This is a genomic window from Agrobacterium sp. lyk4-40-TYG-31 (assembly GCF_030209855.1).
GTDB classification, from domain to species: Bacteria; Pseudomonadota; Alphaproteobacteria; order Rhizobiales; family Rhizobiaceae; genus Agrobacterium; species Agrobacterium vaccinii.
In genome coordinates, this window is sequence record NZ_JARVRE010000005.1 from 581,520 (window position 1) to 600,191 (window position 18,672).

The window sequence follows — 18,672 nt, forward strand, 5'->3', positions numbered from 1 at the left end:
AAGCCGGTGATTTATGCCTCCCAAGAAAACCATGCTCCATCCGAAAAAACCGGCAAACATGGCGAAGAAAATACAAGTTGACGTCTCTCCGACACGCGGTTGCTCTACATGGCGCGAAGCTGCGCAGTGGCTGAAAGCCCGCGGCATCGAAGACATCGAGTGCATTACCCCCGACCTTGCAGGCGTTCCCCGCGGCAAGATGATGCCGACCTCCAAATTCACCGGCGATACTTCGCTGGCGCTGCCATCCGCACTTTATCGCCACACGATTTCTGGCGAATACCCGGATGAGACGGCAAACTTCCGTTATGAGCCGCGCGATAGCGACCTGAAGCTGGTTCCCGATCTCTCCACGCTTTGCGTCGTGCCGTGGGAGAGCGACCCTACCGCGCAGGTCATCTGCGATGTCGTGGATCAGGAAGGCAAGTTCGTTCCCTATACGCCACGCAACGTGCTGCGAAACGTGCTTGATCTCTACAAGGAGAAGGGCTGGAAGCCGGTCGTTGCCCCTGAGATAGAATTCTATCTCGTCGCCATGAATGACGACCCGGATTATCCGCTACATCCGCCAAAGGGCCGCTCAGGTCGGTCCATCGTTGGTGGGCAGAGCTATTCGATTGCCGGCATCAACGAATTCGACGAGCTGATCGACGACATCTATCACTTCTCGGAAAAGCAGGGTCTGGAGATCGACACGCTGATCCACGAAGAGGGTCCGGCGCAGCTGGAAATCAACCTTCGCCATGGCGACCCGATCGAGCTGGCCGATCAGGTGTTCCTGTTCAAGCGCACCATCCGCGAGGCGGCACTGAAACACGGCATCTATGCAACCTTCATGGCAAAGCCCATGCAGGGCATGCCGGGTTCGGCCATGCATATTCACCAGTCGGTGGTGGATATCGAGACTGGCGATAACGTGTTTTCCAACAAGGATGGCAGCCCCTCCAAGGAATTCTTCTCCTTTGTCGGCGGTATGCAGCGCTATGTGCCGAATGCCTTGGTGATGCTGGCACCTTACGTGAATTCCTACCGTCGCCTGACGCCGGATATGGCATGCCCGGTCAACAATGCCTGGGGTTATGACAACCGCACGACGGCCTTCCGCGTGCCGATCTCTGGCCCTTCGGCACGGCGTGTGGAAAACCGCCTGCCAAGTTCTGACGCCAACCCTTATCTCGCCATCGCGGCATCTCTCGCCTGCGGCTGGCTTGGCATTATGAACAATATCGAACCGACCGAGCCGACCTACGAGACGGCGAATGAAGGTTCCATCGAGCTGCCGCGCGGCCTGCTGGAAGCCGTGGCGCTGCTGGAAGGCGAACCGCAGCTGGAGCGTGTCTTTGGGCACGAATTCGTCGGCCTCTACGCCGGCTTGAAGCGTGGCGAGTTCGAGACCTTCATGCAGGTGATCAGCCCGTGGGAGCGGGAATTCCTGCTTTTGAACGTGTGAGGGCATACCCATGACATGGCAAAGCCCGATAGCGCCCGGCATGTCCTGGTATCAGGACAGTCTGAGCGAGCGGCCCGAATATGCGGCGATGGATGGTTCGCGCACGGTGGACGTGGCCGTCATCGGCGGTGGCTTCACCGGTTTGCAGGCGGCCTATAATCTTGCCAAGGCGGGCGTTTCGGTCGCGCTGGTCGAAGGTTACAGGTTTGGCGACGGGGCGTCCGGTCGCAATGGGGGGCAATTCGGCACTGGCCAGCGGGCATGGCCGGATGATCTGGAGAAAGACATCGGCTTCGAGCGCTCCAAGGCGCTGTTCGACATCGCCGAGAGCGCCAAGCACTATGTGCTGGACTTCGCCCGCGAGCACGCCATCGACATGGAGTTTCTGCCGGGCCAGTTGAACGTTCTGCACAAGGCGTCCTACGAGAGGGACTATCGTAAAAGCGTCGAGGCGATGCGCACTCGTTATGGCTACAGCCATGTTTCCTTCATGGAGAAGGCTGAAACGGCGCAGCGGCTGGGCTCCGACCATTATCACTTCGGCGTTCGCGACACCGGCACCGGCCATATTCATCCGCTGAAACTCGTCATTGGGCTGGCGAAGGCGGCGAAAGCGGCTGGCGCGCAAATCTTTGAAATGACACCTGCCAAATCCATTGCGCAGTCGGGCGGCAAGACGCTGATCGAAACGCCATCCGGCACCATCACCGCCAACCGCGTGCTGATTGCCACCAATGCGCATATCGGCAATCTGGAGCCGGTCACGGCAGCGCATGTCATGCCCATCCGCTCCTTCATCGGCGCGACTGTGCCACTGGATGATTTTCCTGATATCATTCCGGGGAAGGAAGCGGTTGCCGACAGCCGTTTTGTGGTGCGCTATTTCCGCAAGACGCCGGACAACCGGCTGCTGTTTGGCGGGCGCGAGGCCTATACGGCGGATTCACCGCGTGACATTTCCAAACATATCCGCAAGCAGATCGCGGAGATATATCCCGCCCTGAATGCCATCGAGATGACCCATGCCTGGGGTGGATCGGTGGGCATTACGCTGACGCGCCAGCCCTTCGTGCGAGAAGTGATGCCGGGTGTCATGTCCATTGGCGGTTATTCCGGCCATGGCGTGATGCTGGCGAACTATTGCGGCAAGCTTTATGCGGATATGGTCGTTGCCAAGGACAAGGCACTGGATCAGTTCGCTTCTCTGGATGTGCCGTCTTTTCCGGGCGGTACGACATTGCGCGCACCCCTGCTGTTTCTGGCGCTTTCATGGTACGCATTGCGCGACAGGTTTTAATTGAGCGTTTGGAGCAGATGTTCGTGAGACATCCTCATAGTGAACAGAAACAACGGCTTGCACGCAAAATTCATAAATTCTTACAACACGTCTGGCATTTTTAAATCGATTAGATTATGGATGCCCTCAACATGGAAAGATCGAGAGAATCGGTATGAGCAGTCAAATCATTCCAGTAGAGCCCTTCGATTGCGTCGTCTTCGGCGGCACTGGCGATCTGGCCGAGCGCAAGCTTCTGCCAGCCCTTTACCACCGCCAGGTGGAAAACCAGCTGTCTGAACCGACACGCATCATTGGCGCCTCCCGTTCGGTCATGACCCATGAGGAATATCGCAAATTCGCTCAGGATGCTCTGAAAGAGCATCTCAAGAAGGGCGAATATGACGATGAACAGGTCGCAAAGTTCTGCGCCCGCCTCTTTTACATTCCTGTTGATGCAAAGTCTGATGGCGGCTGGGACAAGCTCAAGAAGCTTCTGGACGAAGGCAAGGATCGCATTCGTGCCTTTTATCTGGCCGTTGCTCCCGGCATTTTCGGCGACATCGCCTTCAAAATCCGCGACCACAAGCTCATCACCAAATCCACCCGTATCGTCGTGGAAAAGCCGATTGGCCGCGATCTGGCCTCTGCGCTGGAACTCAACGACACGCTGGGCAATGTCTTCAAGGAAGAGCAGATCTTCCGTATCGACCACTACCTCGGCAAGGAAACCGTGCAGAACCTGATGGTGCTGCGCTTTGCCAATGCGCTTTACGAGCCGCTGTGGAACTCCGCCCATATCGACCACGTGCAGATCACCGTTGCCGAATCCGTCGGTCTGGAAGGCCGCGCCGGATATTACGATAAGGCCGGTGCGCTGCGCGACATGGTGCAGAACCATATTCTGCAATTGCTGTGCCTGGTTGCCATGGAACCCCCCTCTTCCATGGACGCGGAAGCGGTGCGTGACGAGAAGGTCAAGGTTCTGCGTTCGCTGAAGCTGATCGATGAATCCAATGTCGAGAAGCTGACGGTGCGCGGCCAGTACCGCGCTGGCGCGTCTGCCGGAGGCCCGGTCAAAGGCTATCTGGAAGAACTCGAAGGCGGCGTTTCCAACACCGAGACCTTTGTTGCCATCAAGGCTGAAATCGCCAACTGGCGCTGGGCTGGCGTGCCGTTCTACATCCGCACCGGCAAGCGTCTTGCGACCCGCGTGTCCGAGATCGTCGTCACCTTCAAGCAGATCCCGCATTCGATCTTCGATGATGCCGCTGGCAAGGTCGAGGCCAACAAGCTGGTCATTCGCCTGCAGCCGGACGAAGGCGTCAAGCAATCGCTGCTCATCAAGGACCCGGGTCCAGGCGGCATGCGCCTGCGTCAGGTTTCGCTGGATATGAGCTTTGCCCAGGCCTTCAATGTGCGCAGCCCCGATGCCTATGAGCGTCTGTTGATGGACACCATCCGCTCCAACCAGGCCCTGTTCATGCGCCGCGACGAGGTCGAGGCTGCGTGGAAGTGGGTCGACCCTATTCTGAAAAGCTGGGAAGCCGTGGGCCAGGGCGTTCAGGGTTATACATCCGGTACATGGGGCCCGAGCGGTTCGATCGCACTGATCGAACGCGATGGCCGCACATGGCACGAAGCCGATTAAGGGGGATATGCAGATGATTGGGCAGGAGCATATCTTCGCAAACGGCCAGGAACTGGCGCAAACGCTGGCAAAGGACGTCGCCAAGCGTCTTGAAGACGCGGTTTCCGAGCGCGGCACGGCAAGCATCGCCGTCTCTGGCGGCTCGACACCGAAGCGCTTCTTTCAGGAGCTTTCGAAACATCAACTGGACTGGAAGAACGTCAGCGTAACGCTGGTAGACGAGCGTTTCGTGCCGCCGGAAAGTGATCGTTCCAACCACAAGCTGGTGGCCGACAATCTGTTGCAGAACGCCGCGACCTACGCGTATTTCGTGCCGCTCTACCAGTTCTTCGCCACCACAGAAGATGCCGCAACGCTGGCAACCGTCAAGACGGAAGCGATCTGCGATCCCTTCGATGTCGTCATTCTGGGCATGGGCACGGACGGTCATACCGCTTCGTTCTTCCCCGGCGGCGACAATCTCGAAGAAGCTCTCGATCTCGATGAAGAGCGCGCCGTGTTGCCGATGACGGCGGAGACTGCGGGCGAAGATCGTTTGACCTTCAATCTTTCCGCCCTCCACGACGCCCGTTTTCTGGTGCTGCACATCGAAGGTGTGGCCAAGAAAGAGACGCTCGATCAGGCGAAATCCGATCTGGACGAGGAAGAGATGCCAATCCGGGCCGTCCTCAACCGCGCGGAATCGCCGGTGAATATCTACTGGGCGCCCTAAGGCCCAGGCTTTAAACAGCAACAGGATCACCGGCCAACGTCCCAAGCGTCTGGCCGATGATCTACAGAAGGACAGGATGAACGCCCATGGCTGCCGACCCGCGTATTCAGGCTATCACGGCCCGTATCGTCGAGCGCTCGAAACCTTATCGCGAGATTTATCTCGAAAGGCTTCGGCTTCAGGTAACCAAGGGTGTGCATCGCTCCGTTCTGTCCTGCGCCAATCTGGCGCACGGTTTTGCGGTCTGTTCCCCCGCCGACAAGGACATCCTTGCCGGCGACCGGGTCGGAAATCTCGGCATCATCACGTCCTATAACGACATGCTCTCGGCGCATCAGCCGTTTGAGGTTTACCCGAACATGATCCGGGAAGCCGCCAAGGAAGCGGGCGGCATTGCGCAGGTGGCGGGTGCGGTTCCCGCCATGTGTGATGGCGTGACGCAAGGGCAGCCGGGCATGGAGCTCTCGCTGTTCTCGCGCGATGCAATTGCCATGGCGGCTGGCATCGGCCTGTCGCATAATATGTTCGATGCAGCCCTGTTCCTCGGCGTCTGCGACAAGATCGTACCGGGTCTGGTGATCGCGGCGCTGTCCTTCGGCCATCTGCCCTCGATCTTCATTCCCGCAGGGCCGATGACGTCGGGCCTGCCCAATGACGAAAAGTCCCGCATTCGCCAGCTCTATGCCGAAGGCAAGGTTGGGCGCGCCGAACTGCTGGAAGCCGAATCCAAATCCTACCACGGCCCTGGCACCTGCACGTTCTATGGCACCGCCAATTCCAACCAGATGCTGATGGAAATCATGGGCTTCCATATGCCCGGTTCCTCCTTCATCAACCCCAACACGCCATTGCGCGATGCGATGACGCGGGAGGCGACCAAGCGGGCGCTGGCGATCACCGCGCAGGGCAACGAGTTTACGCCAGCGGGCGAGATGATCGACGAGCGCTCCGTCGTCAACGGCGTCGTTGGTCTGCACGCTACGGGTGGCTCCACCAATCACACGATGCACCTTATCGCCATGGCGCGCGCGGCAGGCATCGTGCTGACATGGCAGGACATCTCCGATCTGTCGGACGTCGTGCCGCTTCTGGCCCGCGTCTATCCGAACGGCATGGCGGATGTGAACCATTTCCACGCCGCAGGTGGCATGGGCTTCCTCATCAAGCAGCTTCTGAAGCAGGGTCTCGTGCATGATGACGTGCGCACCGTGTTCGGCCATGGGCTTGAAGCCTACACCATCGAGCCGACACTGGATGAAGACGGTGCGATAGCCCGCACGGCCGCGCCGGAAGTCAGCCATGACCCGAAGGTTCTCGCTGGCATCGAAACGCCGTTCCAGCCAACCGGCGGCGTGAAGATGCTGAGCGGCAATCTTGGCAAGGCCGTCATCAAGATTTCTGCGGTCAAGCCAGAGCGCCATATCATCGAGGCCCCGGCCATCATCTTCCACGATCAGGACAGCCTCCAGGCCGCCTTCAAGGAAGGCAAGCTGAACCGCGATTTCGTGGCCGTGGTCCGCTTCCAGGGTCCGAAGGCCAATGGCATGCCCGAATTGCACCAGCTTACGCCACCGCTTGGTGTGTTGCAGGATCGTGGTTTTAATGTCGCACTGGTCACCGATGGTCGTATGTCCGGCGCATCCGGCAAGGTCCCAGCCGCCATCCACGTCACGCCTGAAGCGGTCGATTGCGGCCCGATCTCGCTCATCCGCGATGGCGATATCGTCCGTCTTGACGCCATTTCCGGCACGCTGGAAATTCTGGTTTCGGCTGCCGAGCTGTCCAAGCGCGAACCTGCCACGGCAGATCTTTCCGGCAACGAATGGGGCATGGGCCGCGAACTCTTCGCTCCCTTCCGACGCAGCGTCGGTGCCGCAGATCACGGCGCGAGCGTGTTTTCCCATTGAGCGACAGCATGGGGCCAGACGACGCAGCCCACCCGGTGCAGATGTAGCTGGAAGCCTATAATGCCCGCGACGCGTTCATGCCGTGGTGGGCTGATGATTGCGAGTATTATGTTTTCCCCGATCAACTGGTCGCCAGCACTGCCGGAGAGATTCGCGAGAGACACGTCGAGCGGTTCAAAGAGCCAAACCTGCACGGCAAGCTGCTGCATCGCATCGTGATGGGCAACACCGTGGTTGACCATGAAACCGTCACACGCACCTTCGCGAACGGTCCCGGGGAGTTGGACGTCATCTGCATCTATGAGATCGTGGATGGCAAGATTGCCAAGGCGTGGTTCAAAATCAGCACGCCCAGGCTTCACGGCTGAGCTTAAGGACTACCAGGCCCGGATATCGAGCTTGCGGTCGCGGTGCGCGGGGTGTGTGCTGAACACGAAAATGCGGTCCATGTCCTTCTTGCTCAGAAGGTGCAGGAAGCGAACGTGGATCGTGTTGTTGGGATTGACCTTCAACAACACGCAACCAATCTTGGTGATGCGGGCGTCTGGAATATCCAGATAGAATTGCTTCGGCAGATTGTATTGCGTCATCAGCGCAAGGATCGCTTCCGAATACGAAATCTTGATGACGTCACAGCGGCGCGACGCCATGTTCATCACGGCCTTTTCGGTATATTCGATGCGCGCGGCATTCATCGTATCTTCCATTTTGAAACGACCTTCCCGGTCGTACATGAAAGATTCTTCCTTGCTGAGATAGGTGGGTTTACCGATGTCCGCCCGGGCGTTCACTGCCGTCATCCTTTTTGTTATTTTTCACGGATAAAGACTAGCCAGAACTCCTTAAGAATTCCTGTCGCCGTTTCGATATGAAACACATGCGAAATCTTGCTGTGGATAATTCAACTTCATCACCGCCTACGCAACGTCACGCGGCTTAACCTGCTGATAAAATTCAATTTTGTACAAATGTTATGGATAATAGCAATTTGGAACGGCTCATCTTTATGGTTAACAAGCCGTTCCGCAAGCGTTTTTAGCGGCGATATGTCTGCCCGTTCGCATCAAAGAGATGCAGCTTTTCAGCGGGTGCGGAGAAGCGCAAAGTCTGACCTTTTTTGGCCTGCGCGATGCCCGGTATCTTGACGATGATCGGCTCCTGCCCGGCAGGTGCCTCGAGGTACAAAAGCGTCACTTCGCCCAGCGCCTCCACGATGGAAACCTTGCCCTCGAACAGATAATCGTCACCCGTCGAAATGGACAGGTCTTCGGGCCTCACGCCAAAGGCTGCGGCCTTGCTTTCTTCGCCCGCAGCCGTCGCAATCGGGACGATGAGCGACTTGCCATCGGCAAGCTCCAGCGCCGTCTGCGCACCTGTGGTCTTCACCTTGCCGGAGATGATGTTCATGGCCGGAGAGCCTATAAACTTCGCCACGAACAGATTGGCGGGGTTTTCGTAAAGGTCGAGCGGTGCACCGACCTGTTCCACACGACCACCGTTCAGCACGACGATGCGGTCCGCCAACGTCATGGCCTCGACCTGATCGTGGGTTACGTAGATCATGGTGGTATCTGCCATCTGCTCAGACAGCTTGGCGATCTCGATGCGCGTTGCGACACGCAGGGCGGCATCGAGGTTGGACAGCGGCTCGTCGAACAGGAACACCTTCGGGTTGCGGCAGATGGCACGACCGATGGCAACACGCTGGCGCTGACCGCCGGAGAGCGCCTTCGGCAGGCGCTCCAGATATTGCGTCAATTGCAGAATATCGGCAGCGGCGCGCACGCGGCGGTCGATCTCCTGCTTGTTTTCCTTGGCGATCTTCATGCCGAAGGCCATGTTGTCGTAGACCGTCATGTGCGGGTAGAGCGCATAGGACTGGAACACCATGGCAATGCCGCGCCGCGAAGGCGGGATTTCGTTGACCAGCTGGCCATCGATATACATCTCGCCGCCGGTGATCTCTTCCAGCCCGGCAATCATGCGCAGCAGTGTGGACTTGCCGCAGCCGGACGGGCCGACGAAGACGATGAATTCGCCCTGTTTGATGTCGAGATCGATACCGTGCAGGACTTTGACCTGCCCGTAGGATTTGCGGATATCCTTCAGAATAACGCCAGTCATGCGGTGTCCTCCCTCAATCTTCAGGCGTGGCGGGCGAAGAAAGCGCCCCATGCCGGTAATGTAACATCGTTGCCGCTCTGCTCTGCGGTAAAGCCGTGACCATCCAGAACCTGCCAGTCACCATCCGGCAGCGTCGCCACAGAGGGTTCAGCCGACAGGTTGAAGAGGCACAGCACCGTCTCGTTGCCCAGCGTGCGGGTATAGCTCGAGACAGTACCGACCACCGGCTGGAACTCGATCTTGCCCTTTGCAAAGGCTGGATGCAGTTTGCGGAACGTCAGGAAGCGGCGGTAATGCTCCAGCACCGATGTCTCGTCGCCTTGTTGGGCACTGACAGCACGCTGCTTGTGTTCCGGCGGAATGGGAAGCCAGCCCTTTTCGGCGGTCGAGAAGCCTGCCAGCGCATGGCCCGCATCCCAGACCATCGGCGTGCGGCAACCATCGCGACCCTTGAATTCCGGCCAGAACTGAATGCCGTAGGGGTCCTGCAAATCTTCAAAAGCGATATCGGCCTCAGTCAGGCCAAGCTCTTCGCCTTCATAGATGCAGACAGAGCCGCGCTGCGTCATCAGCAGTGCCGCCAGAACCTTGGCGAAGGCATCCTTGTCCTCCACCACATCGCCCCAACGGCTGATATGGCGCACGACATCGTGGTTGGAAAAGGCCCAGCAGGCCCATCCCTCGGGCGCAGCTTGCGCGAATTCCGCCTGTACATCGGCCACGCGCTGCGGGGTCAGCGCATCCGGGGCCAGGAATTCGAAGGCGTAGCACATCTGCATCTTGTCATCGCCGGACGTGTATTCGCCTACAATCTCGAGACCGCGCTGGCTGTCGCCCACTTCACCTACAGCGGCGATATCCGGGAACTCATCCAGCACGGCACGGAAGCGCTTGAGGAAGGCGATATTCTCTGGGCGGTTCTTGTCGTAGATGTGCTCCTGGAAATTATAGGGGTTCACGGCAGGTGCTGTGGAGGCATTCCGGCGCTCCGGGGCAAGCGCCGGGTTGTTGCGCAGTTCCTTGTCGTGGAAGTAAAAGTTGATGGTATCTAGACGGAAGCCATCGACGCCGCGCTCCAGCCAGAAGCGGGTGATGTTCAACAGTTCCTGCTGCACTTCCTCGTTATGCAGGTTGAGGTCCGGCTGCGAGGTGAGGAAGTTGTGCATGTAATATTGCATGCGGGTCGGGTCCCACTGCCAGCCGGAACCGCCGAAGATGGACAGCCAATTGTTGGGTGGCGTGCCATCCGGCTTGCCATCGCTCCACACATACCAGTCCGCCTTGGGGTTCTGGCGGCTGGAGCGGCTTTGGACGAACCATGGATGCTGATCCGACGTGTGCGACAGCACGAGGTCGATCATGACCCGAATGCCGAGGCGATGCGCTTCGGCAATCAGGCCATCGAAATCCGCCAGCGTGCCGAACATGGGATCGACATCGACGTAGTTGGAGACGTCGTAGCCGAAGTCTTTCATCGGCGAGGTGAAGAAGGGCGAAATCCAGATCGCGTCCGCACCCAGCTTGGCGATGTGTTCCAGGCGCGAGGTGATACCCTTGAGATCGCCGATGCCATCGCCGTTGGAATCCTGATAGGAGCGCGGATAGATCTGGTAGATCACGGCACCGCGCCACCAATCCTTATCGCGCACGAGAGCAGAAGACGTCATTGCAGTATCCTGTGTGGTATGGGCATTCATGGATGTATCAGCCTCCCTTGACCGAGCCCGTCAGCAGCCCGCGCACAAGGTAACGTTGGAGGGCAAAGAAAACGCAGAGCGGCACGATAATGGTGACGAAGGCCGATGCGGTGAGGATTTCCCAGTTGCCGCCGCGCGAACCGAGCAGCGCGTTCAGGGCACCCGTCAGCACCAGCTCGTCCTTCTGCGTGCCGAGGAAAACCATGGCGACCAGAAGGTCGTTCCATGTCCACAGGAACTGGAAGATCGAGAAGGATGCGAGTGCCGGGAACGACAGCGGCAGAATGATCTTGACGAAGATTTCGAAATCGCTGGCACCATCGACCCGCGCGCTTTCGATGATCTCTTTGGGAAGACCGGCAATGTAGTTGCGCAGCAGATAGATGGCGAGCGGCAGACCGAATGCAGTGTGCGCCAACCAGATGCCTGCATATGTCTTGGATGGCACGCCAAACACATTGCCGATCCAGTTGTAGAGCTGCAACAGCGGGATGAGCGACATCTGTAACGGCACCACGATGAGGCCGACGACCATGGCAATCATCAACGAGCGACCGGTAAACTTCATCCACGAGAGCGCGTAAGCCGCAAAGGCTGCGATGAGGATCGGGATCACCGTCGCGGGAATGGCGACCGTCAGCGAGTTGACGAAGGATTGGCCGATGCCTTCGGATGTCAGCACGGTGCGATAGTTATCGAGCGTGAAAATCGGCGGCGTGGCAACGGCCAGATAGACGCGCTTGGCACGCGAGCCTTCGAAGCTCGCATTCTTGCTATATTGATAGGTGCCGTCTTCGTTGATGACGAGGCTTTCGCCATCGCCCAGATCAGCCGTTGTGCCAGCCTCGAAAGCAGCCGGTTCCTGCACGCGCACTCCGAAGGCCGAAATCTTGCCACCGGCACCATTCTCGAAGACGTTGCCAGCGATGACGAAACGATCGCCTTCCTGTTTTTGCGTTGCGGGGTCGGCCAAGCGTGATGCCTGCGTCTGGCTGGAACTGGAAAAGGCCGTCCACCAGCCGGAAACCACGAGCTGGTCCTTGTCACGCAGCGAGCTGACGAGAATGCCGAGCGTCGGCAAAAGCCAGAGCAGCACGACAAAGAGAACACTGATATGAACGATGAGGCGTGGCAGGCCGACGCGGCGAATGCGGGTTGCGATGCTCATATCAGCGGCCCTCCATTTCGCTGTTGGCCTGGCGGATGTTCCAGATCATGATCGGCGTGACCGCTGCCATGATGACGAGTGCAATGACGGCGCTGCGTCCGCTATCGCCACCACCACGGAACATCCAGTCGAACATGAGGTTGGCGAGAACCATAGTGTTCCATTGCCCGTTGGTCATGGTCAGCACGATATCGAAGACCTTGAGAACGAGAATGGTGATGGTCGTCCAGACCACAGCGATGGTGCCCCAGATCTGCGGCACGAGGATTTTCCAGAAGATTTGCCAGCCATTGGCACCATCGATGACAGCGGCCTCTACGGTTTCCTCTGGAATGCCGCGCAGGGCCGCTGATAGGATGACCATGGCAAAGCCGGTCTGAATCCAAATGAGGATGACCATCAAAAAGAAATTGTTCCAGAAGGGCATGGAAATCCACACTTCCGGGTTGCCGCCGAAGAACTCGACGATGGCGTTCAGAAGGCCGATCTGAACCTGCCCCTCGCCACGATATTCGTAGATGAACTTCCAGATGACCGATGCGCCGACGAAGGAAATGGCCATCGGCATGAAGACAATGGATTTGGCGATATTGCCCCACCAGATGCGGTCGGTCATGACCGCGATGACGAGGCCGAAGAATGTGCAGGCGGCGGGCACGACGGCAAGCCAGAGGATGTTGTTGAAAATCGACTGGCGGAAACCGGCATCGAAAAACGCCCAGCGATAGTTCGCGAGACCAACGAAATTATCGCCGGTTCTGTCATGGAAAGACAGGATGAAGGTCGCGATGACGGGATAAACGAGATAGACGGTGAGCAGCAGCAGCGCCGGACCGACGAAGAGCCAAGGCCGAACGGCTGCCCGCCGGTTCAGGTTGCGGGAGGCGTGAATGACGTCTCCGTCCTTCAGCGGGAAGATGAATTGCAGCGCCTTGTCCGAAAGCCAGTAATAGGCGGCGCAGGCGAAGACGCCGACGATCATCACGCCGAGCGCCGAAACGATCTGGGTAATCATGTTCCCTCCCCGTTATTCCGTCTGTGCCCGAAGCGGCGCAATGGCCGCCATGCAGGCACCTGCAAAGAACGGCCCGGCAATGACTTCCCACTGCCGGGCGGAGCATCTGTTTATTTCAGTCCGTCCCAGGCCTTTTGAATATCGTCGCCCACCTGCTGCGCAGACTTGCCGCCGACGAAATCGACCATGCCGGTCCAGAAGGCGCCAGCACCGATCTTGCCGGGCATCAGGTCAGAACCATCGAAGCCGAAGCTCGTCGCGCCGGTCAGAATTTGTCCCTGACGCTTGGTCTGCTCGCTGGCATAGGTATCAAGGTTGACGTTCTTGTAGGGCGTCAGGAAGCCGGATTGTGCCATCCAGACTTCATGGGCAATCGGCGTCTTCAGGAACCCGACGAAGGCGCGCGCAGCCTTGGAATCCTTGGTGATAGTGAACAGCGTTCCCGCACCCAGAACCGGCTTTCCAAGCTCTGGCTTGGAGGCAAATGTCGGCATGTAGAAGAAATCAACGTCCGTTCCGACCTTCGTGCCCTCAGGAAAGAAGGATGGAATGAACGATGCCTGGCGATGCAGGTAGCACTTCGGCGGAATGTCGAAGAGGCCCTTGGGGCTATCGCGGAAGTCCGTGGAGGCAACGGCTGCAACGCCACCGGAGACATATTTATCGTTCTTGGCGAATTTGCCGAATTCCTCGATGGCGGCAACGACGCGTGGATCGTTGAACTTCACCTCGTTCGTCGTCCACTTCAGGTAGACATCCAGCGGCTGGGTGCGCAGCATGAAGTCTTCGACCCAGTCGGTGCCGGGCCAACCCGTCGCACCGCCGGAACCCAGACCGATGCACCAAGGCGTGCCGCCGTCTTTTACAATCTGGTCGCTGAGCTTGATGAGGTCTTCAACGCTTTCTGGAACCTTGTAGCCTGCTTCTTCGAAGTTTTCAGGCACGTACCAGACCAGCGATTTCACGTCGGCTTTGAATGGAAATGCGAAATAGGCCTTCTGGCCATCCTTGCCGGGGTACATGCCCAGATCGACCCAGGACTGGCCCGCGCCGTAGTTTTCCTTGACCCAATTGGCCGTCTCATCGCCCAGCGGCGTCAGCAGACCCTTGGCAGCGAGGTCGGCCAGAAGGCCCGGCTGCGGCAGGATCGCGACATTGGGAGGGGAGCCGGCCTGCGTATCGATGACGATCTGCTGCTCGTAGTTCTCTGAGGAGGAGTAGCGGACGTTGACGCCGGTCGCTTCGCCGAAATAGGCCAGAACCGACTGGAACAGCGCTTCGTCTTCACCACGCCATGGGCCGAAGATCGTCAGCGTTTCGCCCTTCAGGCTGGCATTTGCGGTTTTGAAGTCTTCGTAGCTTTTCCAGTTGAACTTGGCGTCTTCGCCGGGCTTGAATTTGAGCTCCGCCGCAAAGGCTGCTCCCGACAGAAATGTGGCGATGGCCACGGTCGTCCAGAAAGTCTTTTTCATGTGATTTTCCTCCCATCACATTGTCAGGCTATCACCCGCAAAAAATCTTCAAAGCGCTTTGGCTACCTATTCATCTCACTGAGATGGAACAGGAGTCAAGACCTCTGCGCAACTATGACGGCTTGTGTCCGCCTACCGCAGTGCAATAAAACGATTGTGGGGCAGAAAATATCACTTTACAATTGTGACCATCCATAAGAATTGCTAATCTCCAAAGCGGTTTGGGAACTCCCTTAGCGAATAAAGGTTCCATGGGTGGAGAATGAAAAAGGAGGGCTGCGCACCATGAACCTGAAGCAATTGTCGCAGCTGCTCGGCATTTCCCAGACCACCATCAGCCGTGCGCTCAATGGCTATCCCGAAGTCAACGCCGAGACACGGCGCAGGATCATCGAGGCCGCGCAGAAAACCGGTTACAGACCCAATGCCGCAGCCCAGCGCTTGGCAACCGGCAAGATGGGCTCCATCGGTCTGGTCATGCCGACCGGGCCGGAGCATCAATCCGACGTGCATTTCGGTGAGTTTTTGAGCGGGCTTGGCGAGGCATCCGCCCGCAACGGCTTCCATCTCGTGATCATGCCGACCGATCCGGCTGATGAGGAAGAGGCATTGCGGGAGCTTGCCGCAAGCGGCAGCGTCGATGGCATCTATCTCGCCTATATGAAGAAGAACGATCCGCGCATCGCGATGATGCAGAACCTGTCGATCCCCTTCATGGTGCATGGTCGTTCCTGGGGCGTGGAAACGGACTACCCCTATCTCGACGTCGACAATGAGACGGCGTTTCGCGATGCGACCTCGCTTCTCTTACAACTCGGCCATCGCAATATTGCGCTGCTGAATGGGCCTGAAGGTTACGACTTCACCTTTCGCCGTCAGCGCGGCGTGGCGGCGGCGCTTGGCGAACATGGTGGCACGCTCAACCCTGACAATATCAGCCACAGTTTCATGAGCGATGAGGCCGGTTACGTGAAGATGGAGGCGCTGCTGTCGCGCACAGATCGGCCCACTGCCGTCATCTGTGCCTCAACGGCTCTGGCACTGGGTGCTGTCAGGGCACTCAATCAACGGGGGCTGAAACCCGGCAAGGATATATCGGTCATCGCCCATGACGACGTGTTGCCGCTGCTGAAACCCGTCAATTTCTCCGTTCCGCTGACCACCACTCGGTCATCGCTGCGGGCGGCAGGCGCGCGGATTGCCGAGCGGCTGATCGGGCAGATCAAGAGCGGCGAAAAGGACAGCCTTCAGGAGTTGTGGAAGGCGGAACTCGTGGTGCGCGGATCAACTGGCCCAGCACAAGGCTGAGCCTTATTCTGCCATCTCATCAGAATGTCGGTGCGGGTTTTCCAAACGCGCGGTGTGCGGCAATGACCGTATTGGCCATCAGCATCGCGATCGTCATCGGCCCGACACCACCCGGAACGGGCGTGATGGCTGCGGCGACAGTGCTCGCCTCATCATAGGCGACATCCCCCACCAGCCGCGATTTGCCCTCGCCCTTTTCAGGTGCGGGAATACGGTTGATGCCGACATCGATAACCGTCGCACCTGGCTTGATCCAATCGGCCTTGACCATCTGCGGACGGCCAACGGCAGCGACCAGAATATCTGCGTTGCGGCAAACGGCGGCCAGATCCTTGGTGCGCGAATGGGCCATCGTCACGGTCGCATTGGCGTTGAGCAGCAATTGCCCCATCGGCTTGCCGAACAGGTTGGAACGACCGACGACCACGGCGTTGAGGGCGGAAAGGTCGTCTCCGTGAATGCTGCGAACCAGAAGCATGGAGCCTGCTGGAGTGCAGGAAATCAGTCCCGTTGCCATATCGCCGGTTGCCAGCTTTCCGGCGTTGACGAAGCTCAGCCCGTCCACATCCTTTTCCGGCAGAATGGACTGGATGACGGGATCTGCATCAAGATGTTTCGGCAGCGGTAGTTGCACCAGAATGCCGTGGATGGACGCATCCGCATTCAAGGTGGCGACCAGCGCTTCAAGCTCAGCCTGCGTGGTGTCTTCCGCCAGCGTGTGCTGGATGGAATTGAAGCCGCATTCCTTGGCCGTCTTGCTCTTGGAATTCACATAAGCATGGCTGGCCGGGTCGTTGCCAACGATCACAACGGCAAGTCCGGGTTTGACGCCCGTCTGTTGTTCCAGACGTTCCGCCGCCTCGCGAACGGTTGCCGTAACAGATGCCGCCTTCGCCTTGCCGTCGATTACCACTGCCATATGCCTGCCTCCTTAGAACAAGATAGCTGTCTATCGCCCTAATGCTGCGGGGCCTGTGGGAATGCAAGGGAAAAGATGAAATCAGGCGTGGCCGCGGTCGCGCTCTTCCTGCGCAAGTTCATGAAGACGTTCGCGAAGGACAACCAGTTCCTGACGCAATGCCCGCAGTTCTGCCGTCTCGGCTTGCGGATGCTCAGCCTTGCCTGCCACAGCCGCAGCCAGCAACGGCGGCAGTTTGAAGACCGGCGCGGCACTTTCGGTGGGTGTCGCAGGCACGGCGTTGCGCATCAACACCTGCCGCACCCGCTGGTCGAGCGGCATGTCATTTGCGGGCTGATCATGATCCGTATCTAAGGCTGGCAGCTCGTGTTCCATGGTCTCGGCGACGTCCTCGACCAAGACAAGCTGTTCGGGCTCGATTTCACCCTTGGAAGGTGCCAAATCCTCGAAGATGCCGGGCTCGATCGCTGCAACGGGTGCCGCCTCGACTTCGATCTCGTCAGCAATGGCAACGACATCAGGCTCGAACGCCACGATGGTTTCGACCTGCTCTTCGCTGTCTTGCCTGCGCTTGAAGCTGAGGACCAGAAGCGCCATCAGCAGACCGGCGGCACCGCCAGCCAGAGCCATGGCGGTTGCGGTAAAGCTGTCGTAGTTGGCCACGCCGGGCTGCGCTGCGTCGGAAACGGCGGCGCTGATGCGGGGAGCGGGCGAGAAGGTGCCCGCCGCCTGGCTAGAGATGATGTAATTGCTGCGTGCCTTTTCCAGCGCCGTTTCAAGCCGTGCGAGATCAGCGGGCGCGTCACCCATGGCCTGCAACTGATTATCTAGATCAGCACGGACGCTGGCATGCGCATCGAGTGCGGCTTTCACCGTCGTTTTTTCCTGCGCCAGCGATTCACGCACCCGGCGCAAGGCAGGCATCGCTGTGGCGCGCGCGGCATCCAGCGTGGTCTGGGCCGCAATGGTGCGCGGATGTTTCGGGCCGTGATCGACGCTTACGTCGGCCAAGGCCAGCTTTGCCGTCGTGTAGCTCTGGCGGATGGTTTCCAGCGGCATAAACTCCGCCATTGCAGGCAAAGTGCGGCTCAACACATCGTCAAGTTTCATCGAGGTCGCCGACGACAGGACGTCGCCAAGCTCGCGGTCGCGGGCTGCAAGCGTCGCGGTTGTCGCTTCCTCTTCACGTATGCTCTGCTGCAAGCCCTGAATGCGGGATACGGCATCATTGCCATGCCGCATCTGGAAGCCGGTCAGCGCCGCCTCGGCACTGTCGAGGGCCACGCGCGCCGTTTCGACGGCCTGAAGCTGCGGATCGTGCCGCTCTGCGCCGATTTCCCTAACGACGCGGATGGCAAGATAGTCGGCAATCCGCTGCGATGCGTCCGGCGTGGCTGCGGTGACGTCGATGTCGATCTCGTCGCTGGAAGGCGCAGACGAAATCCTCACTGCGTTCTTCAATGCCGTTTCGGTGGCACCGGCAAGTGTGGTGATGTCCTGTCCACCGCCTGCCAAGAGGTCCATGATGATGGAGAGGTAGCCCGGCGTTTGAGTGCCGGTCAGGTCCTGCGGCTGCAGTTTCATCTCCGACACCATCAAGCCGAGCGTCATCGGCGACAGTAATGTCTCCTGCAAATGAACCGCAAGGCGCTGTATGCCCGGTGCGTTGGCGCGCGGGTTGGAAACCTTGACGCTGGCCTCCGAGACATAGCCCTGAAGTCCTGGGTTGAGCAGCATGCCCGGCAAGAGAAGACCGGACGCCGTCAGCGAGACGGCAACCCCCGCAGACAGCAAAGAGTGGCGCAGGGACGCTGGCCCCAGCTTGCTGCGAAGCACAGTCCAATTTGGCAGGCCGAGTCTTTTGCTCTCAAAAACCATTGCAAACCCATGGGGTTACAGCGTGTCCAGGCCGGAATTCCGCTGGTGTAAATATAAACGAACCCTAAAGCGACAAGGCAAACAAATGGTTAATA

15 protein-coding genes are annotated in these 18,672 nt (G+C 58.7%); 7 read left to right on the plus strand and 8 right to left on the minus strand.

Annotation, left to right across the window (positions count from 1 at the left end; genetic code table 11):
- Positions 1 to 13 precede the first annotated feature (13 nt).
- The 6 genes from QRN55_RS13200 (at position 14) to QRN55_RS13225 (ending at position 7,364) form a co-directional block, all read left to right on the plus strand.
- The gene (locus QRN55_RS13200; RefSeq protein ID WP_065699765.1) at positions 14 to 1,450 is read left to right on the plus strand and encodes a glutamine synthetase family protein; all 1,437 of its coding nucleotides are present in this window, start codon (positions 14 to 16) and stop codon (positions 1,448 to 1,450) included.
- A 10-nt stretch (positions 1,451 to 1,460) separates the two neighbouring features.
- On the plus strand, positions 1,461 to 2,747 hold the full coding sequence (locus QRN55_RS13205; protein WP_284777022.1) for an NAD(P)/FAD-dependent oxidoreductase: 1,287 nt from the start codon (positions 1,461 to 1,463) through the stop codon (positions 2,745 to 2,747).
- Positions 2,748 to 2,901: 154 nt separating this feature from the next.
- A complete protein-coding gene (gene zwf / locus QRN55_RS13210) occupies positions 2,902 to 4,377 on the plus strand; it encodes a glucose-6-phosphate dehydrogenase (protein WP_045229777.1) in 1,476 nt (491 codons plus the stop codon).
- A gap of 13 nt (positions 4,378 to 4,390) precedes the next feature.
- Complete coding sequence (gene pgl / locus QRN55_RS13215; RefSeq protein ID WP_284777023.1) at positions 4,391 to 5,089, plus strand: 6-phosphogluconolactonase; 699 nt, start codon at positions 4,391 to 4,393, stop codon at positions 5,087 to 5,089.
- 86 nt (positions 5,090 to 5,175) lie between these two features.
- The gene (gene edd / locus QRN55_RS13220) at positions 5,176 to 6,996 is read left to right on the plus strand and encodes a phosphogluconate dehydratase (RefSeq protein WP_284777024.1); all 1,821 of its coding nucleotides are present in this window, start codon (positions 5,176 to 5,178) and stop codon (positions 6,994 to 6,996) included.
- 47 nt (positions 6,997 to 7,043) lie between these two features.
- Positions 7,044 to 7,364, plus strand: coding sequence for a nuclear transport factor 2 family protein (locus QRN55_RS13225; protein WP_284777183.1), 321 nt, complete (start codon positions 7,044 to 7,046; stop codon positions 7,362 to 7,364).
- Between the two features lie 9 nt (positions 7,365 to 7,373).
- Here the strand turns inward: QRN55_RS13225 and QRN55_RS13230 are convergent, their stop codons facing one another.
- From QRN55_RS13230 to QRN55_RS13255, 6 genes are all read right to left on the minus strand, one after another.
- Positions 7,374 to 7,730, minus strand: a complete 357-nt coding sequence (locus tag QRN55_RS13230) for a hypothetical protein (protein ID WP_162694688.1) — start codon at positions 7,728 to 7,730, stop codon at positions 7,374 to 7,376.
- A gap of 301 nt (positions 7,731 to 8,031) precedes the next feature.
- Positions 8,032 to 9,120: an ABC transporter ATP-binding protein gene (locus QRN55_RS13235; RefSeq protein ID WP_284777025.1), complete on the minus strand. Its 1,089-nt coding sequence runs from the start codon at positions 9,118 to 9,120 to the stop codon at positions 8,032 to 8,034.
- Between the two features lie 20 nt (positions 9,121 to 9,140).
- The gene (bglA, locus tag QRN55_RS13240) at positions 9,141 to 10,817 is read right to left on the minus strand and encodes a beta-galactosidase BglA (RefSeq protein WP_233135923.1); all 1,677 of its coding nucleotides are present in this window, start codon (positions 10,815 to 10,817) and stop codon (positions 9,141 to 9,143) included.
- Between the two features lie 7 nt (positions 10,818 to 10,824).
- On the minus strand, positions 10,825 to 11,985 hold the full coding sequence (locus QRN55_RS13245) for a carbohydrate ABC transporter permease (protein ID WP_111840888.1): 1,161 nt from the start codon (positions 11,983 to 11,985) through the stop codon (positions 10,825 to 10,827).
- A gap of 1 nt (position 11,986) precedes the next feature.
- Positions 11,987 to 13,000, minus strand: a complete 1,014-nt coding sequence (locus QRN55_RS13250; RefSeq protein ID WP_173996084.1) for a carbohydrate ABC transporter permease — start codon at positions 12,998 to 13,000, stop codon at positions 11,987 to 11,989.
- A 110-nt stretch (positions 13,001 to 13,110) separates the two neighbouring features.
- Complete coding sequence (locus QRN55_RS13255) at positions 13,111 to 14,472, minus strand: ABC transporter substrate-binding protein (RefSeq protein WP_284777026.1); 1,362 nt, start codon at positions 14,470 to 14,472, stop codon at positions 13,111 to 13,113.
- 285 nt (positions 14,473 to 14,757) lie between these two features.
- Here QRN55_RS13255 and QRN55_RS13260 point away from each other — a divergent pair, with 285 nt between their 5' ends.
- Complete coding sequence (locus QRN55_RS13260; protein ID WP_284777027.1) at positions 14,758 to 15,780, plus strand: substrate-binding domain-containing protein; 1,023 nt, start codon at positions 14,758 to 14,760, stop codon at positions 15,778 to 15,780.
- A gap of 19 nt (positions 15,781 to 15,799) precedes the next feature.
- Here the strand turns inward: QRN55_RS13260 and folD are convergent, their stop codons facing one another.
- Entirely contained in the window at positions 15,800 to 16,699 is a 900-nt protein-coding gene (folD, locus tag QRN55_RS13265; protein WP_284777028.1) for a bifunctional methylenetetrahydrofolate dehydrogenase/methenyltetrahydrofolate cyclohydrolase FolD, read from the minus strand.
- 81 nt (positions 16,700 to 16,780) lie between these two features.
- Complete coding sequence (locus QRN55_RS13270) at positions 16,781 to 18,577, minus strand: GumC domain-containing protein (protein ID WP_284777029.1); 1,797 nt, start codon at positions 18,575 to 18,577, stop codon at positions 16,781 to 16,783.
- Positions 18,578 to 18,672: the final 95 nt, after the last annotated feature.